This is a genomic window from Mycetocola sp. Y442, from assembly GCF_056898615.1.
In genome coordinates this window covers 411,725-428,299 of record NZ_JBXHBV010000001.1, presented here as the reverse complement: position 1 = coordinate 428,299, position 16,575 = coordinate 411,725, and the positions used below count along the sequence as shown (strand labels likewise).

General features: G+C 66.2%; 18 protein-coding genes. All 18 read left to right on the top strand.

The genetic code is table 11. The features are described from left to right. The first annotated feature begins 44 nt into the window (after positions 1 to 44). The 18 genes from rpoZ to lgt all read left to right on the top strand — a co-directional run bounded on the left by rpoZ (position 45) and on the right by lgt (position 16,563). Complete coding sequence (gene rpoZ / locus AC1X6S_RS02040) at positions 45 to 302, top strand: DNA-directed RNA polymerase subunit omega (protein WP_108391030.1); 258 nt, start codon at positions 45 to 47, stop codon at positions 300 to 302. 15 nt (positions 303 to 317) lie between these two features. Continuing rightward, positions 318 to 1,511, top strand: coding sequence for a bifunctional phosphopantothenoylcysteine decarboxylase/phosphopantothenate--cysteine ligase CoaBC (gene coaBC / locus AC1X6S_RS02035; protein WP_483404164.1), 1,194 nt, complete (start codon positions 318 to 320; stop codon positions 1,509 to 1,511). A 33-nt stretch (positions 1,512 to 1,544) separates the two neighbouring features. Further along, on the top strand, positions 1,545 to 2,738 hold the full coding sequence (gene metK / locus AC1X6S_RS02030; protein WP_483404163.1) for a methionine adenosyltransferase: 1,194 nt from the start codon (positions 1,545 to 1,547) through the stop codon (positions 2,736 to 2,738). Positions 2,739 to 2,740: 2 nt separating this feature from the next. After that, positions 2,741 to 4,861: a primosomal protein N' family DNA-binding protein gene (locus tag AC1X6S_RS02025; RefSeq protein ID WP_483404162.1), complete on the top strand. Its 2,121-nt coding sequence runs from the start codon at positions 2,741 to 2,743 to the stop codon at positions 4,859 to 4,861. A 37-nt stretch (positions 4,862 to 4,898) separates the two neighbouring features. Next, positions 4,899 to 5,816, top strand: a complete 918-nt coding sequence (gene fmt / locus AC1X6S_RS02020) for a methionyl-tRNA formyltransferase (protein WP_483404161.1) — start codon at positions 4,899 to 4,901, stop codon at positions 5,814 to 5,816. 9 nt (positions 5,817 to 5,825) lie between these two features. Next, entirely contained in the window at positions 5,826 to 7,223 is a 1,398-nt protein-coding gene (locus AC1X6S_RS02015) for an RsmB/NOP family class I SAM-dependent RNA methyltransferase (protein WP_483404160.1), read from the top strand. A 22-nt stretch (positions 7,224 to 7,245) separates the two neighbouring features. Continuing rightward, a complete protein-coding gene (gene rpe, locus AC1X6S_RS02010) occupies positions 7,246 to 7,926 on the top strand; it encodes a ribulose-phosphate 3-epimerase (protein WP_483404159.1) in 681 nt (226 codons plus the stop codon). A 13-nt stretch (positions 7,927 to 7,939) separates the two neighbouring features. Further along, positions 7,940 to 8,203: a phosphoribosyl-ATP diphosphatase gene (locus AC1X6S_RS02005; RefSeq protein WP_483404158.1), complete on the top strand. Its 264-nt coding sequence runs from the start codon at positions 7,940 to 7,942 to the stop codon at positions 8,201 to 8,203. A gap of 60 nt (positions 8,204 to 8,263) precedes the next feature. Next, positions 8,264 to 9,103 (top strand): ATP phosphoribosyltransferase, encoded by an 840-nt coding sequence (hisG, locus tag AC1X6S_RS02000; RefSeq protein WP_483404157.1) that lies wholly within the window; start codon positions 8,264 to 8,266, stop codon positions 9,101 to 9,103. A 12-nt stretch (positions 9,104 to 9,115) separates the two neighbouring features. Next, complete coding sequence (gene hisF / locus AC1X6S_RS01995; protein WP_483404156.1) at positions 9,116 to 9,880, top strand: imidazole glycerol phosphate synthase subunit HisF; 765 nt, start codon at positions 9,116 to 9,118, stop codon at positions 9,878 to 9,880. Next, a complete protein-coding gene (hisI, locus tag AC1X6S_RS01990; protein ID WP_483404155.1) occupies positions 9,877 to 10,266 on the top strand; it encodes a phosphoribosyl-AMP cyclohydrolase in 390 nt (129 codons plus the stop codon). Before hisF ends, hisI begins: the two co-directional genes overlap by 4 nt. Beyond that, positions 10,259 to 11,797 carry an anthranilate synthase component I gene (locus AC1X6S_RS01985; protein ID WP_483404154.1) on the top strand — a complete coding sequence of 513 codons (1,539 nt, stop codon included), beginning with the start codon at positions 10,259 to 10,261 and terminating at the stop codon, positions 11,795 to 11,797. The genes hisI and AC1X6S_RS01985 overlap by 8 nt, the downstream gene beginning before the upstream one ends. Beyond that, entirely contained in the window at positions 11,794 to 12,408 is a 615-nt protein-coding gene (locus AC1X6S_RS01980) for a Trp biosynthesis-associated membrane protein (protein WP_483404153.1), read from the top strand. Before AC1X6S_RS01985 ends, AC1X6S_RS01980 begins: the two co-directional genes overlap by 4 nt. A 128-nt stretch (positions 12,409 to 12,536) precedes the next feature. Then, positions 12,537 to 12,767, top strand: coding sequence for a DUF6704 family protein (locus AC1X6S_RS01975; protein ID WP_483404152.1), 231 nt, complete (start codon positions 12,537 to 12,539; stop codon positions 12,765 to 12,767). Positions 12,768 to 12,771: 4 nt separating this feature from the next. Further along, a complete protein-coding gene (gene trpC, locus AC1X6S_RS01970) occupies positions 12,772 to 13,542 on the top strand; it encodes an indole-3-glycerol phosphate synthase TrpC (RefSeq protein WP_483404151.1) in 771 nt (256 codons plus the stop codon). 2 nt (positions 13,543 to 13,544) lie between these two features. Then, positions 13,545 to 14,756: a tryptophan synthase subunit beta gene (trpB, locus tag AC1X6S_RS01965; protein WP_483404150.1), complete on the top strand. Its 1,212-nt coding sequence runs from the start codon at positions 13,545 to 13,547 to the stop codon at positions 14,754 to 14,756. Next, complete coding sequence (gene trpA / locus AC1X6S_RS01960; protein ID WP_483404149.1) at positions 14,753 to 15,541, top strand: tryptophan synthase subunit alpha; 789 nt, start codon at positions 14,753 to 14,755, stop codon at positions 15,539 to 15,541. The genes trpB and trpA overlap by 4 nt, the downstream gene beginning before the upstream one ends. 50 nt (positions 15,542 to 15,591) lie before the next feature. Further along, positions 15,592 to 16,563 (top strand): prolipoprotein diacylglyceryl transferase, encoded by a 972-nt coding sequence (lgt, locus tag AC1X6S_RS01955; protein ID WP_483404148.1) that lies wholly within the window; start codon positions 15,592 to 15,594, stop codon positions 16,561 to 16,563. The last annotated feature ends 12 nt before the right edge of the window (positions 16,564 to 16,575 follow it).

The following is a 16,575-nucleotide window of genomic DNA, read 5'->3' as shown; positions in this document are numbered from 1 at the left end:
TCTTCCGCAAAATCCGCGACGCACGAGGAGTGTGAACTTCAGTTATGGCTGAAAAACCCAAGGGAATTATTGACCCGCCGATCGACGACCTGCTCAGCAAGGTCGACTCGAAATACGCTCTCGTCATTTTCGCGTCGAAGCGCGCCCGCCAGATCAACGACTACTACGCTGACCTTCATGAAGGCAGCCTGTTTGACAACGTGGGTCCGCTCGTCGACTCGCAGGTCGAGGACAAGCCGCTCTCCGTTGCACTCCACGAGATCAACGAAGACAAGCTCGTTCTGCGTCCCATCGCCGAATAGTCTCTGCAGTACCCGATGACAGGCTCATTGAACGTTGTTGTCGGCATAACGGGTGGCATCGCCGCATACAAAGCGGTCGGTGTCATCCGTTTACTCGTTAAGCAGGGCCACAGCGTCCAGGTCGTCGCCACCGCCGGCGCCCTGAAGTTCGTCGGACGCCCGACGCTCGAGGCCATCTCACGCAACCCGGTGCACACCGAACTCTATGAGGGCGTCGCCGAGGTGCGGCACGTCGCCATCGGCCAGGCTGCCGACCTGATCGTGATCGCCCCGGCGACCGCAAACACCATCGCCAAGCTCGCGGTCGGCCTTGCGGACGATCTGCTCGGGAACACAATCCTCGCGAGCACAGCACCCCTCGTTATCGCTCCGGCCATGCACACCGAGATGTGGCAGAACCCGGCGACGGTCGCCAACATCCACACGCTGCGCGCCCGTGGCGTGACGGTCGTCGGCCCCGCCTCCGGCCAGCTCACGGGCACCGACTCCGGCCCCGGCCGGATGGAAGAGCCGGAGATCATCGTCGCTGCCGCGCTCGCGGTGGTCTCGCCTCCCGTGCGTGACCTCGCGGGAAAACGCGTCGTCATCACCGCCGGCGGCACCCGTGAACCCCTCGACCCCGTTCGCTACATCGGCAACCGGTCGAGCGGCAAGCAGGGCGTTGCCCTCGCAGAGGCAGCGGTGAGTCGCGGAGCGTCAGTGACTCTCATCGCTGCGCACCTCGACGTGCCAGCGCCAGCCGGTGTCGACGTCATCGATGCGCCGACAGCGGCGGATGTCGCGCGTGCGGTCACGGACGCCGCAGAGACAGCGGACATCACGATCATGGCTGCCGCGATCGCCGACTACCGTTCAGCCGAGGTCAGGCACGAGAAGATCAAGAAGGAATCGACGGGCGACGAACTCACCCTTACGCTCGTCAAAAACCCCGATATCCTCGCCGGCCTCTCCGCCTCAAGGCCTCGGGGCATCGTCGTCGGCTTTGCAGCCGAAACCGCGAATTCGGAGGACGAACTGATTGACCTGGGGCGCGCCAAGCTCGCCCGAAAAGGCTGCGATTTTCTCGTCCTCAACCGGGTCAGCTGGTCAGAGGGATTCTCCACCGACCGTAACAGTGTCGTGATGCTGTCACGGGGCGGAGATATAGTGATGAAGGCCTCAGGCGAGAAACTCGACGTTGCTCACAGCATCCTGAACTCGCTCGTTTAGCCCCGCATTCACCCTGTCCCACTTGGAGTTGGTATGACGCAACTGCGCCTGTTTACCTCGGAATCTGTTACCGAAGGGCATCCAGACAAAGTATGCGACCAAATTTCCGACAGCATCCTCGATGCCATGCTCGAACAAGACCCGCAGAGCCGCGTCGCCGTTGAGACCCTCGTCACCACCGGCCTCGTCCACGTAGCGGGCGAGGTCACCACCGAGGCCTACGTCGAGATTCCCGCACTGATCCGCGAGCTCGTCACCAACATCGGCTACGACCACTCCGACGTCGGGTTCGACGGCAAGTCATGCGGAGTGTCCGTGTCGATCGGCCAGCAGTCGCCCGACATCGCCCAGGGCGTCGATGCGGCATTCGAGGCACGCGAGGAGTCCAGCTCCGACGCTCTCGACGCACAGGGTGCCGGCGACCAGGGCATCATGTTCGGCTACGCCACCACCGAGACGCCGCAGCTCATGCCCGTTCCCGGCTGGATCGCGCACCGACTGGCCGAGCGTCTCGCAGAGGTCCGGAAGTCAGGCGAGCTCGACTACCTGCGCCCCGATGGCAAGACCCAGGCGACCATCGGGTACGACGGGATCACGCCCCGCACGGTCGAGACGATCGTGCTTTCGACCCAGCACCAGGACGGCATCGATGTCGAGCAGCTCCGTGCCGATGTCGCCGAGCTCGTCATCAAGCCGGTTCTCGACTCGGTCGATCTGGATTCCGATGACGTCAAATTCCTCATCAACCCGACCGGGCGCTTCGTCATCGGTGGCCCACAGGGCGACGCCGGCCTGACTGGCCGCAAGATCATCATCGACACCTACGGCGGAGCCGCACGGCACGGCGGGGGAGCGTTCAGCGGAAAGGACCCGTCGAAGGTCGACCGTTCCGCTGCATACGCGATGCGCTGGGTGGCGAAGAACGCCGTGGCTGCCGGTTTCGCCGACAAGCTTGAGGTGCAGGTCGCATACGCGATCGGCAAGGCGGCTCCGGTCGGCCTCTATGTCGAGACGTTCGGAACGGCCAAGGTCTCGGAGGAGACCATTGTCGACGCCATCCGCGAGGTCTTCGACCTCCGTCCAGCCGCCATCGTGTCTTCGCTCGACCTCCTCCGTCCGATCTACGCTGCGACTGCGGCATACGGACACTTCGGCCGTGAGCTCCCCGACTTCACCTGGGAGCGCCTCGACCGGGTCGCCGAGCTGCAGAGCGCGGCCGGGCTGTAACCATGAGCGCACCGGCCGACAGCGCGCCGGTGAGCCCAGCGCCTGGTCACGTCGCTCGAGTCGCCATCGACTCGCCCCTTCCGCAACTGGATCACCTCTTCGACTACAGCATCCCGCCTGAGCTCGCCGAGACGGCGGTGCCCGGTGTCCGGGTGGCTGTGCCGTTCCGCTCGGCCGGCCGACTGTCGCGGGGGTACATCGTCGATGTCGTGGCGAAGGCAGATGGCTTCGACGGAACGCTCAGCCCGCTCGATTCCGTCGTCTCGCCGGTCCCGGTTCTCACGCCGGAACTGTGGACCCTGGCACGCCGGCTCGCGGACAGGGCGGCGGGTTCAGCGACAGACATCCTGCGGCTCGCCATTCCGCCGCGCCAGGTTCGGGTGGAGAAGACCTGGGTGGCGGAACAGGCCGCAACGGTCGGCGCTAACGATCAGCGCGACGATCAGCACGCCGATCAGCACGCCGATTCGACGACGGATACTCCGGCCAACGATGCACCGGCCAACACTGCTCCGGCCAACGATGCTCCGGCGAACGGGCCGGACTCCGGGCCCGGGCACCGGCTGCCGATTCACGACTACCCGGAGTCCCTCGGCGACGCCATCGATGCGGGGAGCCGGATCGCGCTTGCCGCGATCCCCACGGTGACCGACCTTGGGACCGCCTGGGTAGGCCGCTGGGCTCTCACCATCGCCGAACTCAGCGCACGGGTCGTCGCCAACGGCTCGTCGGTCATTGTCGCGCTCCCTGACTACCGCGACCAGGACCAGCTCCAGGCCGCGCTCGAACGGATCATTCCGCCGGAACAACTCACGAGGGTTGACGCCAGGCAGTCCAACGCCGAGCGATACCGTTCGTTCCTGGACTGCCTCACCGCCCAGCCCCGCGTGATCATCGGCAACCGGTCGGCCGTGTACGCACCCGCCGCGCGCCTCGGGCTGATCGTGGTGTGGGACGACGGAGATCCACTGCACGCTGAACCACTGTCTCCCTACGTGCACGCCCGCGACGCCGCCCTGGTGCGCCAGGAGGAATCCGGCGCTGCACTCGTCTTTGCCGGACACACTCGGAGCACAGATGTGCAGCGGCTGGTGGAGATCGGCTTTGTCACCCCGGTCGGGCCAAGCCGCGTGTACACGCCACGGGTGATGCTCACGGCCACCTCGAACGAAGCGGGGCCAGGAGCGGTGACCGCGCGCATTCCCTCGATGGCGTGGCGGCAGGCCAAGGAGGCGATCCAGACCGGACCCGTGCTCGTCCAGGTAGCCAGGCCGGGCTACGCGCCGGTCATCGCCTGCGCCAGATGTTCACAGGCCGCGCGATGCACAGCGTGCCACGGGCCGCTCGGTATTCCTCGTGCCGGCGCATTGCCCGCGTGCACACTGTGCGGTGCGATCGCGGGCAACTGGGCGTGCGACAACTGTGAAGGCACGAAGCTCAGGCTCGTCACCCGCGGGACGGGACGCACCGCCGAGGAACTCGGTCGCGCGTTTCCGGGCGTTCGCGTTGTGGTGTCAGACGGCGAACGGCAGGTCACCGGGGTTTCCGGGTCACCAGCCCTCGTCGTCGCAACGAGGGGCGCGGAGCCGGTCGCCGACGGCGGTTATGCTGCCGTCCTGCTGCTCGACGGCGATCGGATGCTCGCTGCCGAATCGCTGCGCATCGCCGAGGACTGCCTGCGCTGGTGGTCCAACGCCGCTGCCCTGTCTGCGCCGGGCGCCCCTGTCATCCTCACCGGGGTCGCCGGCACCCTCGCCACGGCCGTCGCAACCTGGAACCAGCCGGCGTTCGCGTCGGCTGAGCTCGCTGACAGGCGAACCCTCCGATTCCCGCCGGCGGTGCGTGTGGCATCCGTGACGGGAGACGAGACGGCGGTTCGGGATGCCGTCGCTGCCGTCACGTCGCTCGTCCCGGCTGATGTGCTCGGGCCCGTGCCGACGTCCGACGGCGTTCGCACCATTCTGCGGCTCGACTACGGCAAGGCGCAGGCCGCCGCTCGCGAGCTCAGGGCGGCGGTGGTGAAGAACGCGACGATGAGGCGCAAGCCGCCGGCGGGCAAGGCCGCGTACCGGCAGATGCCTACACTGAGAGTACGATTCGACGACCCGGAGATCCTGTCATGAGCCTTTCCCGCCCCTCCGCCTCCACGCACTTTTCCGCATGAGGCTGATCTTCGCCGGCACGCCCTCCGTCGCTGTTTCCAGCCTCACCGCCCTGATCGACAGCGAACACGATGTCGTCGCTGTACTGACGCGCGAGGATGCCCCGCTCGGCCGCAAGCGCGTTCTCACCCCGTCGCCCGTTGCCCTGGTGGCGGAGGAACACTCGATTCCCGTTCTCAAGGCCAACCGCCTCACCGACGCCGTGACCGAGCGCATCCGGGCCCTTGACGCCGACCTCGGCGTGATCGTCGCTTACGGGGGACTGCTACGGGAGCCGTTGCTCTCGACGCCCAGGCTCGGCTGGATCAACCTGCACTTCTCCCTGCTGCCGGCGTGGCGCGGAGCAGCACCGGTCCAGCGATCGCTCATCGCCGGTGACACCGTCACCGGCGCGAGCGTCTTCCAGCTCGTGCCTGAGCTCGACGCCGGCGACATCTTCGGCACCGTTGATCACCCGATAGCACCCGAGGCCACGGCGGCAGACCTCCTCTCGGAACTCGCCGTCACCGGGAGCGAACTGCTCGTCAGGGTCGTCGACGACATCGCCGGCGGACGCGCCAGCGCGGTTCCGCAGACCGGTCAGGTGACCCTCGCGCCCAAACTGAAAATTGAGGATGGCCGACTCGATTGGACTCATGACGCCGAAACTCTCTACAACCGATTCCGTGGTGTCACGCCCGAACCCGGCGCGCACACGACGATCGGCGGTGCGAGGTTCAAGATCCTCGGCATGACGCCTCGCCCGGACGTCACGCTTCCTCCCGGCGTACTCGCCCGCTCCGAGCGGGAGGTGCTCATCGGCACCGGGTCGACGGCACTGCAGCTCGACACGGTCCAACCGGCCGGAAAATCGGCAATGCGCGCGGCCGACTGGTGGCGGGGACTCGGGCCCGATCCCCAGATCGTGGCAGAGTAGAACCACACAATGAATGCCGCACCCGAATCCCCAGCCTCAATCCAGCCAGCACGCCGCGTCGCGTTCGACGTCATCAACGCGGTCAGCCGCGACGACGCGTACGCCAACCTCCTGCTGCCGACCCTCATCAAACGACAGGCCCTCGGCACAGCGGATGCCGGACTGGCCACCGAGCTGACGTACGGCACGCTCCGGATGCGCGGATACTATGACCGCGTGATCGAGCTTGCCGCCAACCGTCCGGTCGCGCAGATCGACGAGGACATCCTCGATGTCCTCAGGCTCGGCGCACACCAGCTGCTCGCCACTCGCGTGGCGCCGCACGCGGCGGTGAATGAGTCGGTCGCCCTTGCGAGGACCGTCGGGTCGCGATCGGCGGTCGGGTTCACGAATGGCGTGCTCCGCACCATCTCCCGGTCATCGGCAGACGAGTGGCGCGAGCGGGTGCTCGCGACCACGAAGACCAACGATGAGAGGCTCGCTGCCGAGTTCGCCCACCCGGCGTGGATCGTGCGCGCGTTCCGGCAGGCACTCGCTGCCGAGGGCAGGAGCGACGAGCTCGAACAGTTGCTCGCCGCCGACAACGTGGCGCCACGGGTGAACCTCATTGCGCTTCCCGGTCTCGCACAGATCCCCGACGGCGCGGAGCCCGACACGTTCTCCCCGTTCGGGTTCGTCCTCGACGGCGGCGACCCGGATACCGCCATCCGCTCCGAAGCCGGTCGGATTCGCGTACAGGACGAAGGCTCGCAAATCGCCGCACTCGCGCTGAGCAGGGCGATGCCGGTGACGGAAGGGGAGCTGTGGCTCGACCTCTGTGCTGGACCGGGTGGCAAGACCGCCCTGCTCGGCGCCGAAGCCGCCATCGGCGGAGCGCGACTGACGGCGAACGAGGTCGTGCCGGCTCGTGCGGAGCTGGTTCGCCGCGCTGTAGCGCCGGTACCTGGCGACATCGACGTGACGGAAATTGACGGAACCACGATCGGCGACCTGCACCCCGCCACCTACGACAGGATCCTCGTCGACGCACCGTGCACCGGTCTCGGCGCCCTGCGGCGTCGGCCGGAGGCGCGCTGGCGCAAGACCGCCAGGGACGTCGGCGAGCTGACCAGGTTGCAGCAGTCACTGCTGCTCTCGGCGTTCGCCGCCCTCAAGCCGGGTGGAGTGCTCGCGTACGTCACCTGCTCGCCCCACCTCGCAGAGTCGCGTGGCGTCGTCCTCGACGCGCTCAGGCGCCTCGGGGAGAGCGCAACACTCCTCGACACAGCGTCCGTCGTGAACTCGTTCGTGCTCGAACCGGTGGAGCTCGGCGAGCAGCAGCCCGACCGCGACGGAACGACAGTCCAGCTCTGGCCACATCGCCACGGCACCGACGCCATGTTCATCGCCCTGATCAGCAAAGCCTGACGGGCTCGGTTAGGCTCTCCCCATGTCGATCCGGATCAACCCGAGCATCCTCGCCGCTGACTTTGTCAACGTCGAGAGTGCGCTCAACTCGATCAGTTCAGCCGACCTCGTCCACGTCGACGTCATGGACAACCACTTCGTCCCGAACCTCACCTTCGGTCCACAGATGGTCGAGCGGATCCAGCAGGTCTCACCTGTTCCCCTCGACGTGCACCTCATGATCGACGACCCCGAGCGCTGGGCGCCCGGCTATGCCGAACTCGGCGCATACTCCGTCACCTTCCACGCGGAGGCAACCGACAGCCCCGTTGCCGTAGCCAGGCGGCTTCGTGACATCGGTGCCCGCGCGGGAATCGCCGTGAAACCCGGCACCGCGATCGAGCCATACCTCGACATCCTCGACGAGTTCGACCTCGTCCTCGTGATGACTGTCGAGCCCGGCTTCGGCGGGCAGAAGTTCATGCCGGAGACGATGCCGAAGCTGAGGCTGCTCGCCGAGGCGGCGGGCAAGGTCGGCTCAGATATCTGGCTGCAGGTCGACGGCGGAATCAGCGAGGACACCATAGGGATCGCGGCTGAAGCAGGCGCCAACACCTTCGTTGCCGGCTCGAGCGTGTTCGCTGCCGACAATCCCGGCCTGCAGATCGACCTGCTTCGCAGGGCAGCCTCAGCGCACACGCACGCCCGGGGCCCGAAACGCTAGTACCCTGAATACTGTGAAAACATTCGACGACCTGTTCGCGGAACTCAGCTCGAAGGCCGAAACCAGGCCAGAGGGCAGCGGCACCGTTCGCGAGCTCGACGCGGGCGTGCACGCCATCGGCAAGAAGATCGTCGAGGAAGCCGCCGAGGTCTGGATGGCCGCTGAATACCAGAGCGACACCGAGACCGCCGAAGAGATCTCCCAGCTGATCTACCACCTCCAGGTGCTCATGATCGCCAAGGGCCTCTCCCCGGAGGACGTCTATCGACATCTGTGATGCCGGGATAATCCCCAGTCACACCGTCGATCAGAACCGCTCCGAACGAGAGAAAACCAGATGTTGAGAATCGCAGTGCCCAATAAGGGCTCGCTCGCCGACACCGCAGCCCAGATGCTGTCAGAAGCCGGATACGCCGGCCGCAGGGACCCCAAGGAACTCCACCTCATCGACGCACGCAACGGTGTCGAGTTCTTCTTCCTCCGCCCCCGCGACATCGCCACCTACGTCGGCTCAGGCGCGCTCGACGTCGGCATCACCGGCCGTGACCTGCTGCTCGACTCAGGTTCAGACGCAACCGAGATCGAAAGCCTCGGCTTCGCCGACTCGACGTTCCGCTTTGCGGGACCTATCGGTCGCTTCACCGAACTGTCAGACCTTTCCGGGCTGCGGGTCGCGACGAGCTACCCCGGCCTCGTCGGTGCGTTTCTCGCCGAGCACAACGTCACGGTGAAGCTCGTGCCGCTCGACGGGGCTGTTGAGTCGGCTGTCCGGCTTGGCGTCGCGGATGCCGTCGCCGACGTGGTTTCGACCGGCACCACCCTGCGCAAGGCAGAGCTCGACATCTTCGGCCCGGTCATCCTCGAATCGACGGCCGTTCTCATCGGTGCACCGGAGGAGAAGCCTGGACTCACGACGCTGCTGCGCCGGCTGCAGGGAGTTCTCGTCGCACGCAAGTACGTGATCATGGATTACGACCTGCCTGAGCGCCTCCTCGACCAGGCCACGGCCATTGCCGGCGGAATCGAATCGCCGACGGTGTCTCCGCTTCGCGACAAGGAGTGGGTGGCCGTTCGGGTGATGGTTCCGCGTGAGCGCACCAACCAGATCATGGACGCACTCTACGAGATCGGCGCTCGCGCCATCCTGGTGAGTGCCATCCACGCGGCTCGGCTCTAGGTCAGGACGACGATGAGCCTGGCGCGACGTGTCATCCCCTGTCTCGACGTCGCTGACGGCCGGGTGGTCAAGGGTGTCAACTTCCAGAACCTGCGTGATGCGGGTGACCCGGTCGCCCTCGCGCGGCGTTACTACGAACAGGGCGCGGACGAACTGACGTTCCTCGATGTCACAGCGACGGTCGACAACCGCGCGACAACCTACGACGTCGTGACGAGGACCGCCGAACAGGTGTTCATCCCCCTCACCGTCGGTGGCGGCATCCGGAGCACCGAAGACGTCGCTCGGCTTCAGGGCAGCGGCGCTGACAAAGTCGGCGTGAACAGCGCTGCCATCGCGAGGCCCGCATTGCTCGGCGAGATCGCCGACAGGTTCGGTGCTCAGGTCCTCGTCCTCTCGCTCGACGTCAAGAGGTCCGGAACCACAGAGTCGGGGTTCGTCGTCACGACACACGGCGGACGGACCGAGACGACACTCGATGCCCTCCAGTGGGCGCGGGAAGCCATCGAGCGCGGAGCTGGTGAGCTACTCGTCAACTCCATCGACGCTGACGGCACAAAAGAAGGCTTCGACCTCGAGCTGCTCGCGCTCATGCGTGAAATCAGCACGGTTCCCGTCATCGCATCGGGCGGGGCAGGGCGCGCAGAGGACTTTCCGCCTGCCATCAAGGCCGGCGCCGATGCCGTGCTCGCCGCGAGTGTCTTCCACTCGGGACAGCTCACCATCGACGACGTCAAGCGCGAACTCCGAAGCGAAGGGATCCTGGTGCGCTCATGAGCGTCTCATCCACTGTCGAATCCATCCAGTTCAACGCGGACGGTCTCGTGCCGGCGATCATCCAGCAATGGGACACCGGCGAGGTTCTCATGCTCGGCTACATGAACGACGAAGCGGTCCGTCGCACCCTCACGGAGGGCCGGGTGACGTTCTGGTCACGGTCCCGCTCCGAATACTGGCGCAAGGGCGACACATCGGGTAACGCGCAGTACGTTCGAGGGGCATCGCTCGACTGCGACAACGACACGCTGCTGATCCAGGTCGAACAGGTGGGGGTTGCCTGCCACACCGGCACTCGAACCTGTTTCGACTCGCGTGACCTCAGCCCGGTGATCGGCGACATCCCCGACGACGGTGACACCGACAGCGGAGACAGCGATGACTAAGCACCAGGCCCAGACGGGAACGACAACGCACGCCGGGTTCCGGGAACTCACCGCCGCGCACAGGGTGATTCCTGTCATCCGCGAACTCTTCGCAGACGGTGAGACTCCGGTCGGCATCTACCGCAAGCTCGCCATCGGCCGCCCGGGCAGCTTCCTGCTCGAATCCGCGGAGCAGGGCGGCATCTGGTCACGGTTTTCCTTCGTCGGGGTGTCAAGCTTCGGCGTTCTGACCCAGAACAACGACGCGACCGCCTGGCTGGACTACGGCATGAATGCCAAACGTGCACTCGGGACCATCGACGGGCTGACCCCGCTCGAGGCGATCGCGCAACTGCACAGCCGGTGGGAGACCCCACCCGTCGACGGGCACCCGCCCCTGACCGGTGGCCTCGTCGGCTTCATCGGCTGGGAGGCGATTCGTCAAATCGAACGCCTGCCGAACCAGCCGGTCCGCGAGGTGGGCGTGCCGGACCAGGCGCTGTCCTTCGTTGCTGACCTCGTCGTCATCGACCACCGCACCGGCACAGTTCAGTTGATCGCCAACGTGCTCAATGACGGCCTCGATGACGCAGAAACACTGTGGCGGAACGCCCAGGAGCGACTCGACTCGATGCAGGCACGGCTCGCAGAACCCAGCCAGGCCTGGCTCGCCCACGTCGACCTCGCCACTGCGGCGCACCCGAAGCACCGCACCCGGCGTGAGGACTTCCTGGACTCGGTCGTGACCGCCAAGGAACACATCCGAAACGGCGACATCTTCCAGGTCGTCGTCTCCCAGCGCTTCGATCAGGAGTGCGTTGCAGACCCGATCGACGTGTACCGGATTTTGCGGAGCCTCAACCCGAGCCCGTACATGTACCTGATCAACCTCCACACCGTTGATGGCACGCCGTATTCCATCGTGGGCTCGTCGCCGGAGGCGCTCGTCAAGGTGCAGAAGGGCCGGGTATTCACCCACCCGATCGCCGGTTCCAAGCCGAGGGGCGAGACCCCTGAGCGTGACGCCGAACTCGCCGCAGAGCTCGCCTCAGACGAGAAGGAACGCGCTGAACACCTCATGCTCGTCGATCTCGCCCGGAATGACCTGCTGAAGGTCTGCACGCCCGGCACGGTTGAGGTCACCGAGTTCATGCGCATAGAGCGGTTCAGCCACATCATGCACCTCGTCTCGAGCGTCGAGGGAAACCTCACGCCGGGGGCATCGGGCATCGACGTGTTCCGGGCGACTTTTCCGGCCGGCACGCTCTCGGGGGCGCCGAAGCCGCGCGCGCTCGAGATCATCGACGAACTGGAGCCGGCTCAGCGTGGTGTCTACGGGGGAGTGGTCGGCTACTTTGCCTTCTCCGGTGACACCGATCTGGCGATCGCGATTCGCACCGCAACGATCATGAACGGTGTCGCCCACGTTCAGGCCGGAGGCGGCCTGGTCGCGGACTCGGACCCGGACAGCGAGTTCCTGGAATCGCAGAACAAGGCAGCGGCGCCGCTTCGGGCCGTCGCCGTCGCCAACGCGATGACGAGGGTCACATGAGCGAGGCGACCACGGACGCCAGCCGGAGCGGTAAGCGCGTCAAGTACACGCTCATGCTGCTCACGCTCGCCCTCGCCGGCCTCACCCTCATCGCGTGGACGCAGCAGTGGCTCACGGTCACGCTGACGGCACCGGCTCGCGACGTCCTGGCCGTTGACGGCGCCGTCGCTGCCCCGGCCCTCGCTGCCCTCGCCCTGGCATCCCTCGCCCTCGGCGCGGCTCTCGCCATCGCCGGCATCGGCTTCCGCTACCTCCTCGGTGTTCTCGAGGTGGCCCTTGGGGCAAGCGTCGCGCTCTCTGCCGTCCTCGTCTTCACCGACCCGGTCGGTGCTGCCGGAGCCGCTGTGACGGATGCCACAGGCATCGCAGGCACCGAATCGATAGCGGCTCTCGTCGATGCGGCGGCCTTCACCCCGTGGCCGGCCATCACCCTTGTTCTCGGGATCGCCACGGCCATCGCCGGCATCGGCATCGTGGTCACGGCACGCTCGTGGCCGCGCTCGTCGAAGAAATACTCCACGGTACGGCTCGAGCCCGCGGCGACCGCCGAGATGCCGGATGCTGTCGACAGCTGGGACGACCTCACACGGGGCGACGACCCCACGAAGTAACGCTTGCCAGACATGTGCGTGCCGCCGTTGGCGCGCAGCGAGCCGACCGGTCCCGCGACCTGATGTGACGCGACCGGTCGTACCGCCACCCGATAGACTGAAAGCTGCACCAAGACTGAAGGAGACCCATGAGCGAAGAGTCAACCGAACCGGGACACGGCCACTCACCTGCCGCCTGGACGGCCATCACCATCATGCTGATCGGCTTTGCCGTCGGCACCATCGCTTTCTGGTTCGACACGCCCTGGCTCGTGTGGTCATCCGCGGGACTCGTCGTCGTCGGCGCCATCGTCGGCTGGATCATGAAGAAGGCCGGCTACGGCGTCAACGGTCCGAAGTCCGCCCCCAAGGAGCACTAGTACCGTGCTGGCCGATCTGATGGCCGGCGCTCTCTCCGACGCTCGCGAGCGCGAACTTGAGCGCCCGCTATCGCAGGTGGAAGCCGCTGCGCTTGCCGCACCAGCACCTCTCGACGCCCTGTCTGCGCTCGCGCCGGCCGATCGCGTCAAGATCATTGCCGAGGTCAAGCGGGCGAGCCCGTCCCGCGGGCAGCTCGCCGACATCCCTGACCCGGCCCAGCTCGCCGTCTCCTACGAGACCGGGGGAGCGAGTGCCATCAGCGTGCTCACCGAGGGACGCAAGTTCAAGGGCTCACTCGCCGACCTGGAAGAGGTCCGCGGTGCTGTGTCGATTCCCGTCCTGCGCAAGGACTTCATCTCGACCCCGTACCAGGTGTTCGAAGCGCGGGCCGCTGGAGCAGACCTCGCACTGCTGATCGTTGCAGGCCTCGACAGGTCGACACTGAGTGAGCTGTACACGCTCATCCGCGAACTCGGAATGACCGCACTCGTCGAGACCCACAGTGCGGAAGAACTCGAGCAGGCCCTCGACCTCGGCGCAGAACTCATCGGCGTCAACGCACGCAACCTCTCCACCTTCGAGCTCGATCGCGATCTCTTCGGCACCCTCGCTTCCCAGATCCCGTCCGGGGTCATCAGGGTCGCTGAGTCTGCCGTGCTGGCCCCGGCAGACGTTGCTCACTACCGCGCGGCTGGCGCTGACGTCGTACTCATCGGCGAAGCGCTCGTGACGAGCGATCCCATCCTCACCCTCGGCGAATTCCTGGCGGTATAGACATGGCTTTACGGGACGAAACTGGTCCATACTTCGGCGAGTTCGGTGGGCGTTTCGTCCCCGAGTCACTCATCGCCGCCCTCGACGAGCTGTCGGAGGCGTGGGAGCTCGCCAAACTCGACCCGGCGTTCGCCGCTGAGCTGACCGAGCTTCACCGGAGCTACACCGGGCGCCCATCGATCATCACCGAGGTGCCCAGGTTCGCCGCCCACGGCGGCGGTGCGCGGATGATCCTCAAGCGGGAAGACCTCAACCACACGGGTTCGCACAAGATCAACAACGTGCTCGGACAGGCTCTTCTGACCAGGCGCATCGGCAAGACCCGCGTGATTGCCGAGACGGGTGCCGGGCAGCACGGTGTCGCAACCGCGACGGCCGCCGCACTGTTCGGTCTCGACTGCGTGATCTACATGGGCGAGGTCGATACCGAACGCCAGGCGCTCAACGTCGCGCGAATGCGCCTGCTGGGCGCCGAAGTTGTCGCTGTCAAGACCGGGTCCCGCACCCTCAAGGACGCCATCAACGACGCCATGCGCGACTGGGTGACCAACGTCGAGTCGACGAACTACATCTTCGGCACCGTCGCTGGCCCTCACCCGTTCCCCGCGATGGTCCGCGACCTGCAGAAGATCATCGGTGAGGAAGCGCGGGCGCAGGTCCTCGAGCTCACCGGCAAGCTCCCGGATGCCGTCGCCGCGTGCGTCGGCGGCGGATCGAACGCGATAGGCATCTTCCACGCGTTCCTCGACGACACCGACGTTGCCCTCTACGGTTTCGAGGCCGCTGGTGAGGGCGCTGAGACGCTCAGGCACGCCGCCACAATCACGAAGGGCCGCCCTGGCGTTCTCCATGGTGCGCGCAGCTACCTGCTCCAGGACGAGGACGGACAGACCATCGAGTCGCACTCGATTTCTGCCGGACTCGACTATCCGGGCGTCGGGCCTGAGCACGCGTGGCTGTCCGACCTGGGCCGGGCCGCGTACCGACCGGTCACCGACGCAGCGGCGATGAGCGCTCTTCGGCTGCTCAGCCGCACCGAGGGCATCATCCCCGCGATCGAGAGTGCACACGCCCTCGCCGGTGCGCTCGAACTCGGCAAGGAGCTCGGGCCGGACGCCACGATCCTGATCAACCTGTCCGGCCGCGGCGACAAAGACATGGAAACTGCCGGGCGCTACTTCGACCTCATCGATTCGGGAGCAGAACAATCGTGACCAGCGTGGCATCCGTTCTTCAGGTTCGCCGCGAGTCAGGGACAGGAGCCCTGATCGGCTACCTGCCCGCCGGGTTTCCCACGCTTGACGAGAGCGTCGACGCCGCGGTCGCCATCGCCGAGAGCGGCGTCGACATCATCGAGCTGGGCCTGCCGTACTCTGACCCCGTCATGGACGGCCCGGTCATCCAGCAGGCGACCCAGCAGGCACTGGCCAATGGGTTCCGGCTGAGGCACGGGTTCGAGGCGGTCAGCCGGATCACATCACAGGTGGACGTGCCCGTGCTCATCATGACGTACTGGAACCCCGTGGTTCAGTACGGGGTCGACAGGTTCGCCGACGACCTCGCTGCAGCAGGGGGAGCGGGACTGATCACGCCTGACCTCATCCCCGATGAGGCCGAACCGTGGCTGAGCGCATCAGAGCGGACTGGCCTCGACCGCGTCTTCCTCGCTGCACCGTCATCGACGAACGAACGGCTCAGGCAGGTCGTCGAGGCGAGCCGCGGCTTTGTCTACGCGGTATCCACGATGGGCATTACCGGTGCGCGGAGCGACGTCGATTCTGCGGCCAGGGCCCTGATCGGGCGACTCCGTGAGGTCGGTGCCGAGAACGCCTGCGTCGGTGTCGGTATCTCCACGGCAAGCCAGGTGCGCGAAGTCCTCGAGTATGCGGACGGTGCCATCGTCGGCTCCGCGCTGGTGAACGCCCTCGCCACCGGCGGGATCTCGAGCGTTGCTGCCGTTGCGCGTGAGCTGTCACAGGGCCGCGCCAGCGAGAACTAGAGTTAGACGCGCACGTCCCAAGAGTCATACCGAGAAAGGCGTGGAGCTCAGTGTCCTTCCACCTCAGCATCCCCAGTCCAGATGTCAGCTACATCCAGCTGGGCAACTTCACCATCCACTTCTACGCCCTGTGCATTCTCGCCGGCATCGTCGCCGCTGCATTCCTCACCAACGCACGCCTCACCCGCCGCGGAGCTGAACCGTGGGTCGTCCTCGACATCATTCTCTGGGCGGTGCCGTTCGGCATCGTGGGAGCGCGGGTCTTCCACGTCCTGACGCACCCCAACGACTACTTCTACCCCGGCGCCGACCTGCTGCGAACCCTCTACATCTGGGAGGGCGGCATCGCCATCTTTGGCGCGCTCATCGGTGGCGCGATCGGTGCGTGGCTCGGCTGCAAGATGACCGGTATCAGGTTCTGGACCTTCGCGGATGCCGTTGCACCCGCCCTGCTTCTGGCCCAGGCCTTCGGGCGGTTCGGCAACTGGTTCAACCAGGAACTGTTCGGCACCCCGACCACGCTCCCGTGGGGACTCGAGATCGATGAATCCAACGCGGCCTGGCCCCAGGGCCTCCCTGCTGGGACGCTCTTCCACCCGACGTTCCTCTACGAGGTCATCTGGAACCTGGCCGGTGTTGCCGTCCTGCTCATCCTCGAGCGCCGGTTCCGGCTGCAGTGGGGCAAGGTGCTCGGCCTCTACCTGATCTGGTACGGCCTCGGCCGCACCGTGTGGGAGTCGATCCGGGTCGATCCGAGCGAGGTCATCCTCGGTCTCCGCGTTAACGTCTGGGCGGCATTGCTCGCCATCGTTATCGGCATCCTCATCGTCGTCGTTCAGTCCAGGCGCCACACGGGTCTCGAGCCGAGCCCGTACGTTCCTGGCCGTGAGTGGGCCGGTACCGACGCCGGTGTACAATCGACACACACGGATTCGGACTACGTGGACGTCAGCGAGCCTGACCTCCCAGCCGTCGGATCCCGAGAGACCGCCGCCACAAGCGAGACCGGTTCTCACTCCTAGGATTGCCGTTAC

Bases quoted from the DNA above. Each gene is read 5' to 3' on its own strand.
- rpe (WP_483404159.1), top strand. From the start codon at position 7,246: ATGTCGATCCGGATCAACCCGAGCATCCTCGCCGCTGACTTTGTCAAC.
- trpB (WP_483404150.1), top strand. From the start codon at position 13,545: ATGGCTTTACGGGACGAAACTGGTCCATACTTCGGCGAGTTCGGTGGG.
- coaBC (WP_483404164.1), top strand. From the start codon at position 318: ATGACAGGCTCATTGAACGTTGTTGTCGGCATAACGGGTGGCATCGCC.
- hisI (WP_483404155.1), top strand. From the start codon at position 9,877: ATGAGCGTCTCATCCACTGTCGAATCCATCCAGTTCAACGCGGACGGT.
- AC1X6S_RS01975 (WP_483404152.1), top strand. From the start codon at position 12,537: ATGAGCGAAGAGTCAACCGAACCGGGACACGGCCACTCACCTGCCGCC.
- metK (WP_483404163.1), top strand. From the start codon at position 1,545: ATGACGCAACTGCGCCTGTTTACCTCGGAATCTGTTACCGAAGGGCAT.
- AC1X6S_RS02015 (WP_483404160.1), top strand. From the start codon at position 5,826: ATGAATGCCGCACCCGAATCCCCAGCCTCAATCCAGCCAGCACGCCGC.
- fmt (WP_483404161.1), top strand. From the start codon at position 4,899: ATGAGGCTGATCTTCGCCGGCACGCCCTCCGTCGCTGTTTCCAGCCTC.
- AC1X6S_RS01980 (WP_483404153.1), top strand. From the start codon at position 11,794: ATGAGCGAGGCGACCACGGACGCCAGCCGGAGCGGTAAGCGCGTCAAG.
- rpoZ (WP_108391030.1), top strand. From the start codon at position 45: ATGGCTGAAAAACCCAAGGGAATTATTGACCCGCCGATCGACGACCTG.
- AC1X6S_RS02025 (WP_483404162.1), top strand. From the start codon at position 2,741: ATGAGCGCACCGGCCGACAGCGCGCCGGTGAGCCCAGCGCCTGGTCAC.
- hisG (WP_483404157.1), top strand. From the start codon at position 8,264: ATGTTGAGAATCGCAGTGCCCAATAAGGGCTCGCTCGCCGACACCGCA.
- hisF (WP_483404156.1), top strand. From the start codon at position 9,116: ATGAGCCTGGCGCGACGTGTCATCCCCTGTCTCGACGTCGCTGACGGC.
- AC1X6S_RS01985 (WP_483404154.1), top strand. From the start codon at position 10,259: ATGACTAAGCACCAGGCCCAGACGGGAACGACAACGCACGCCGGGTTC.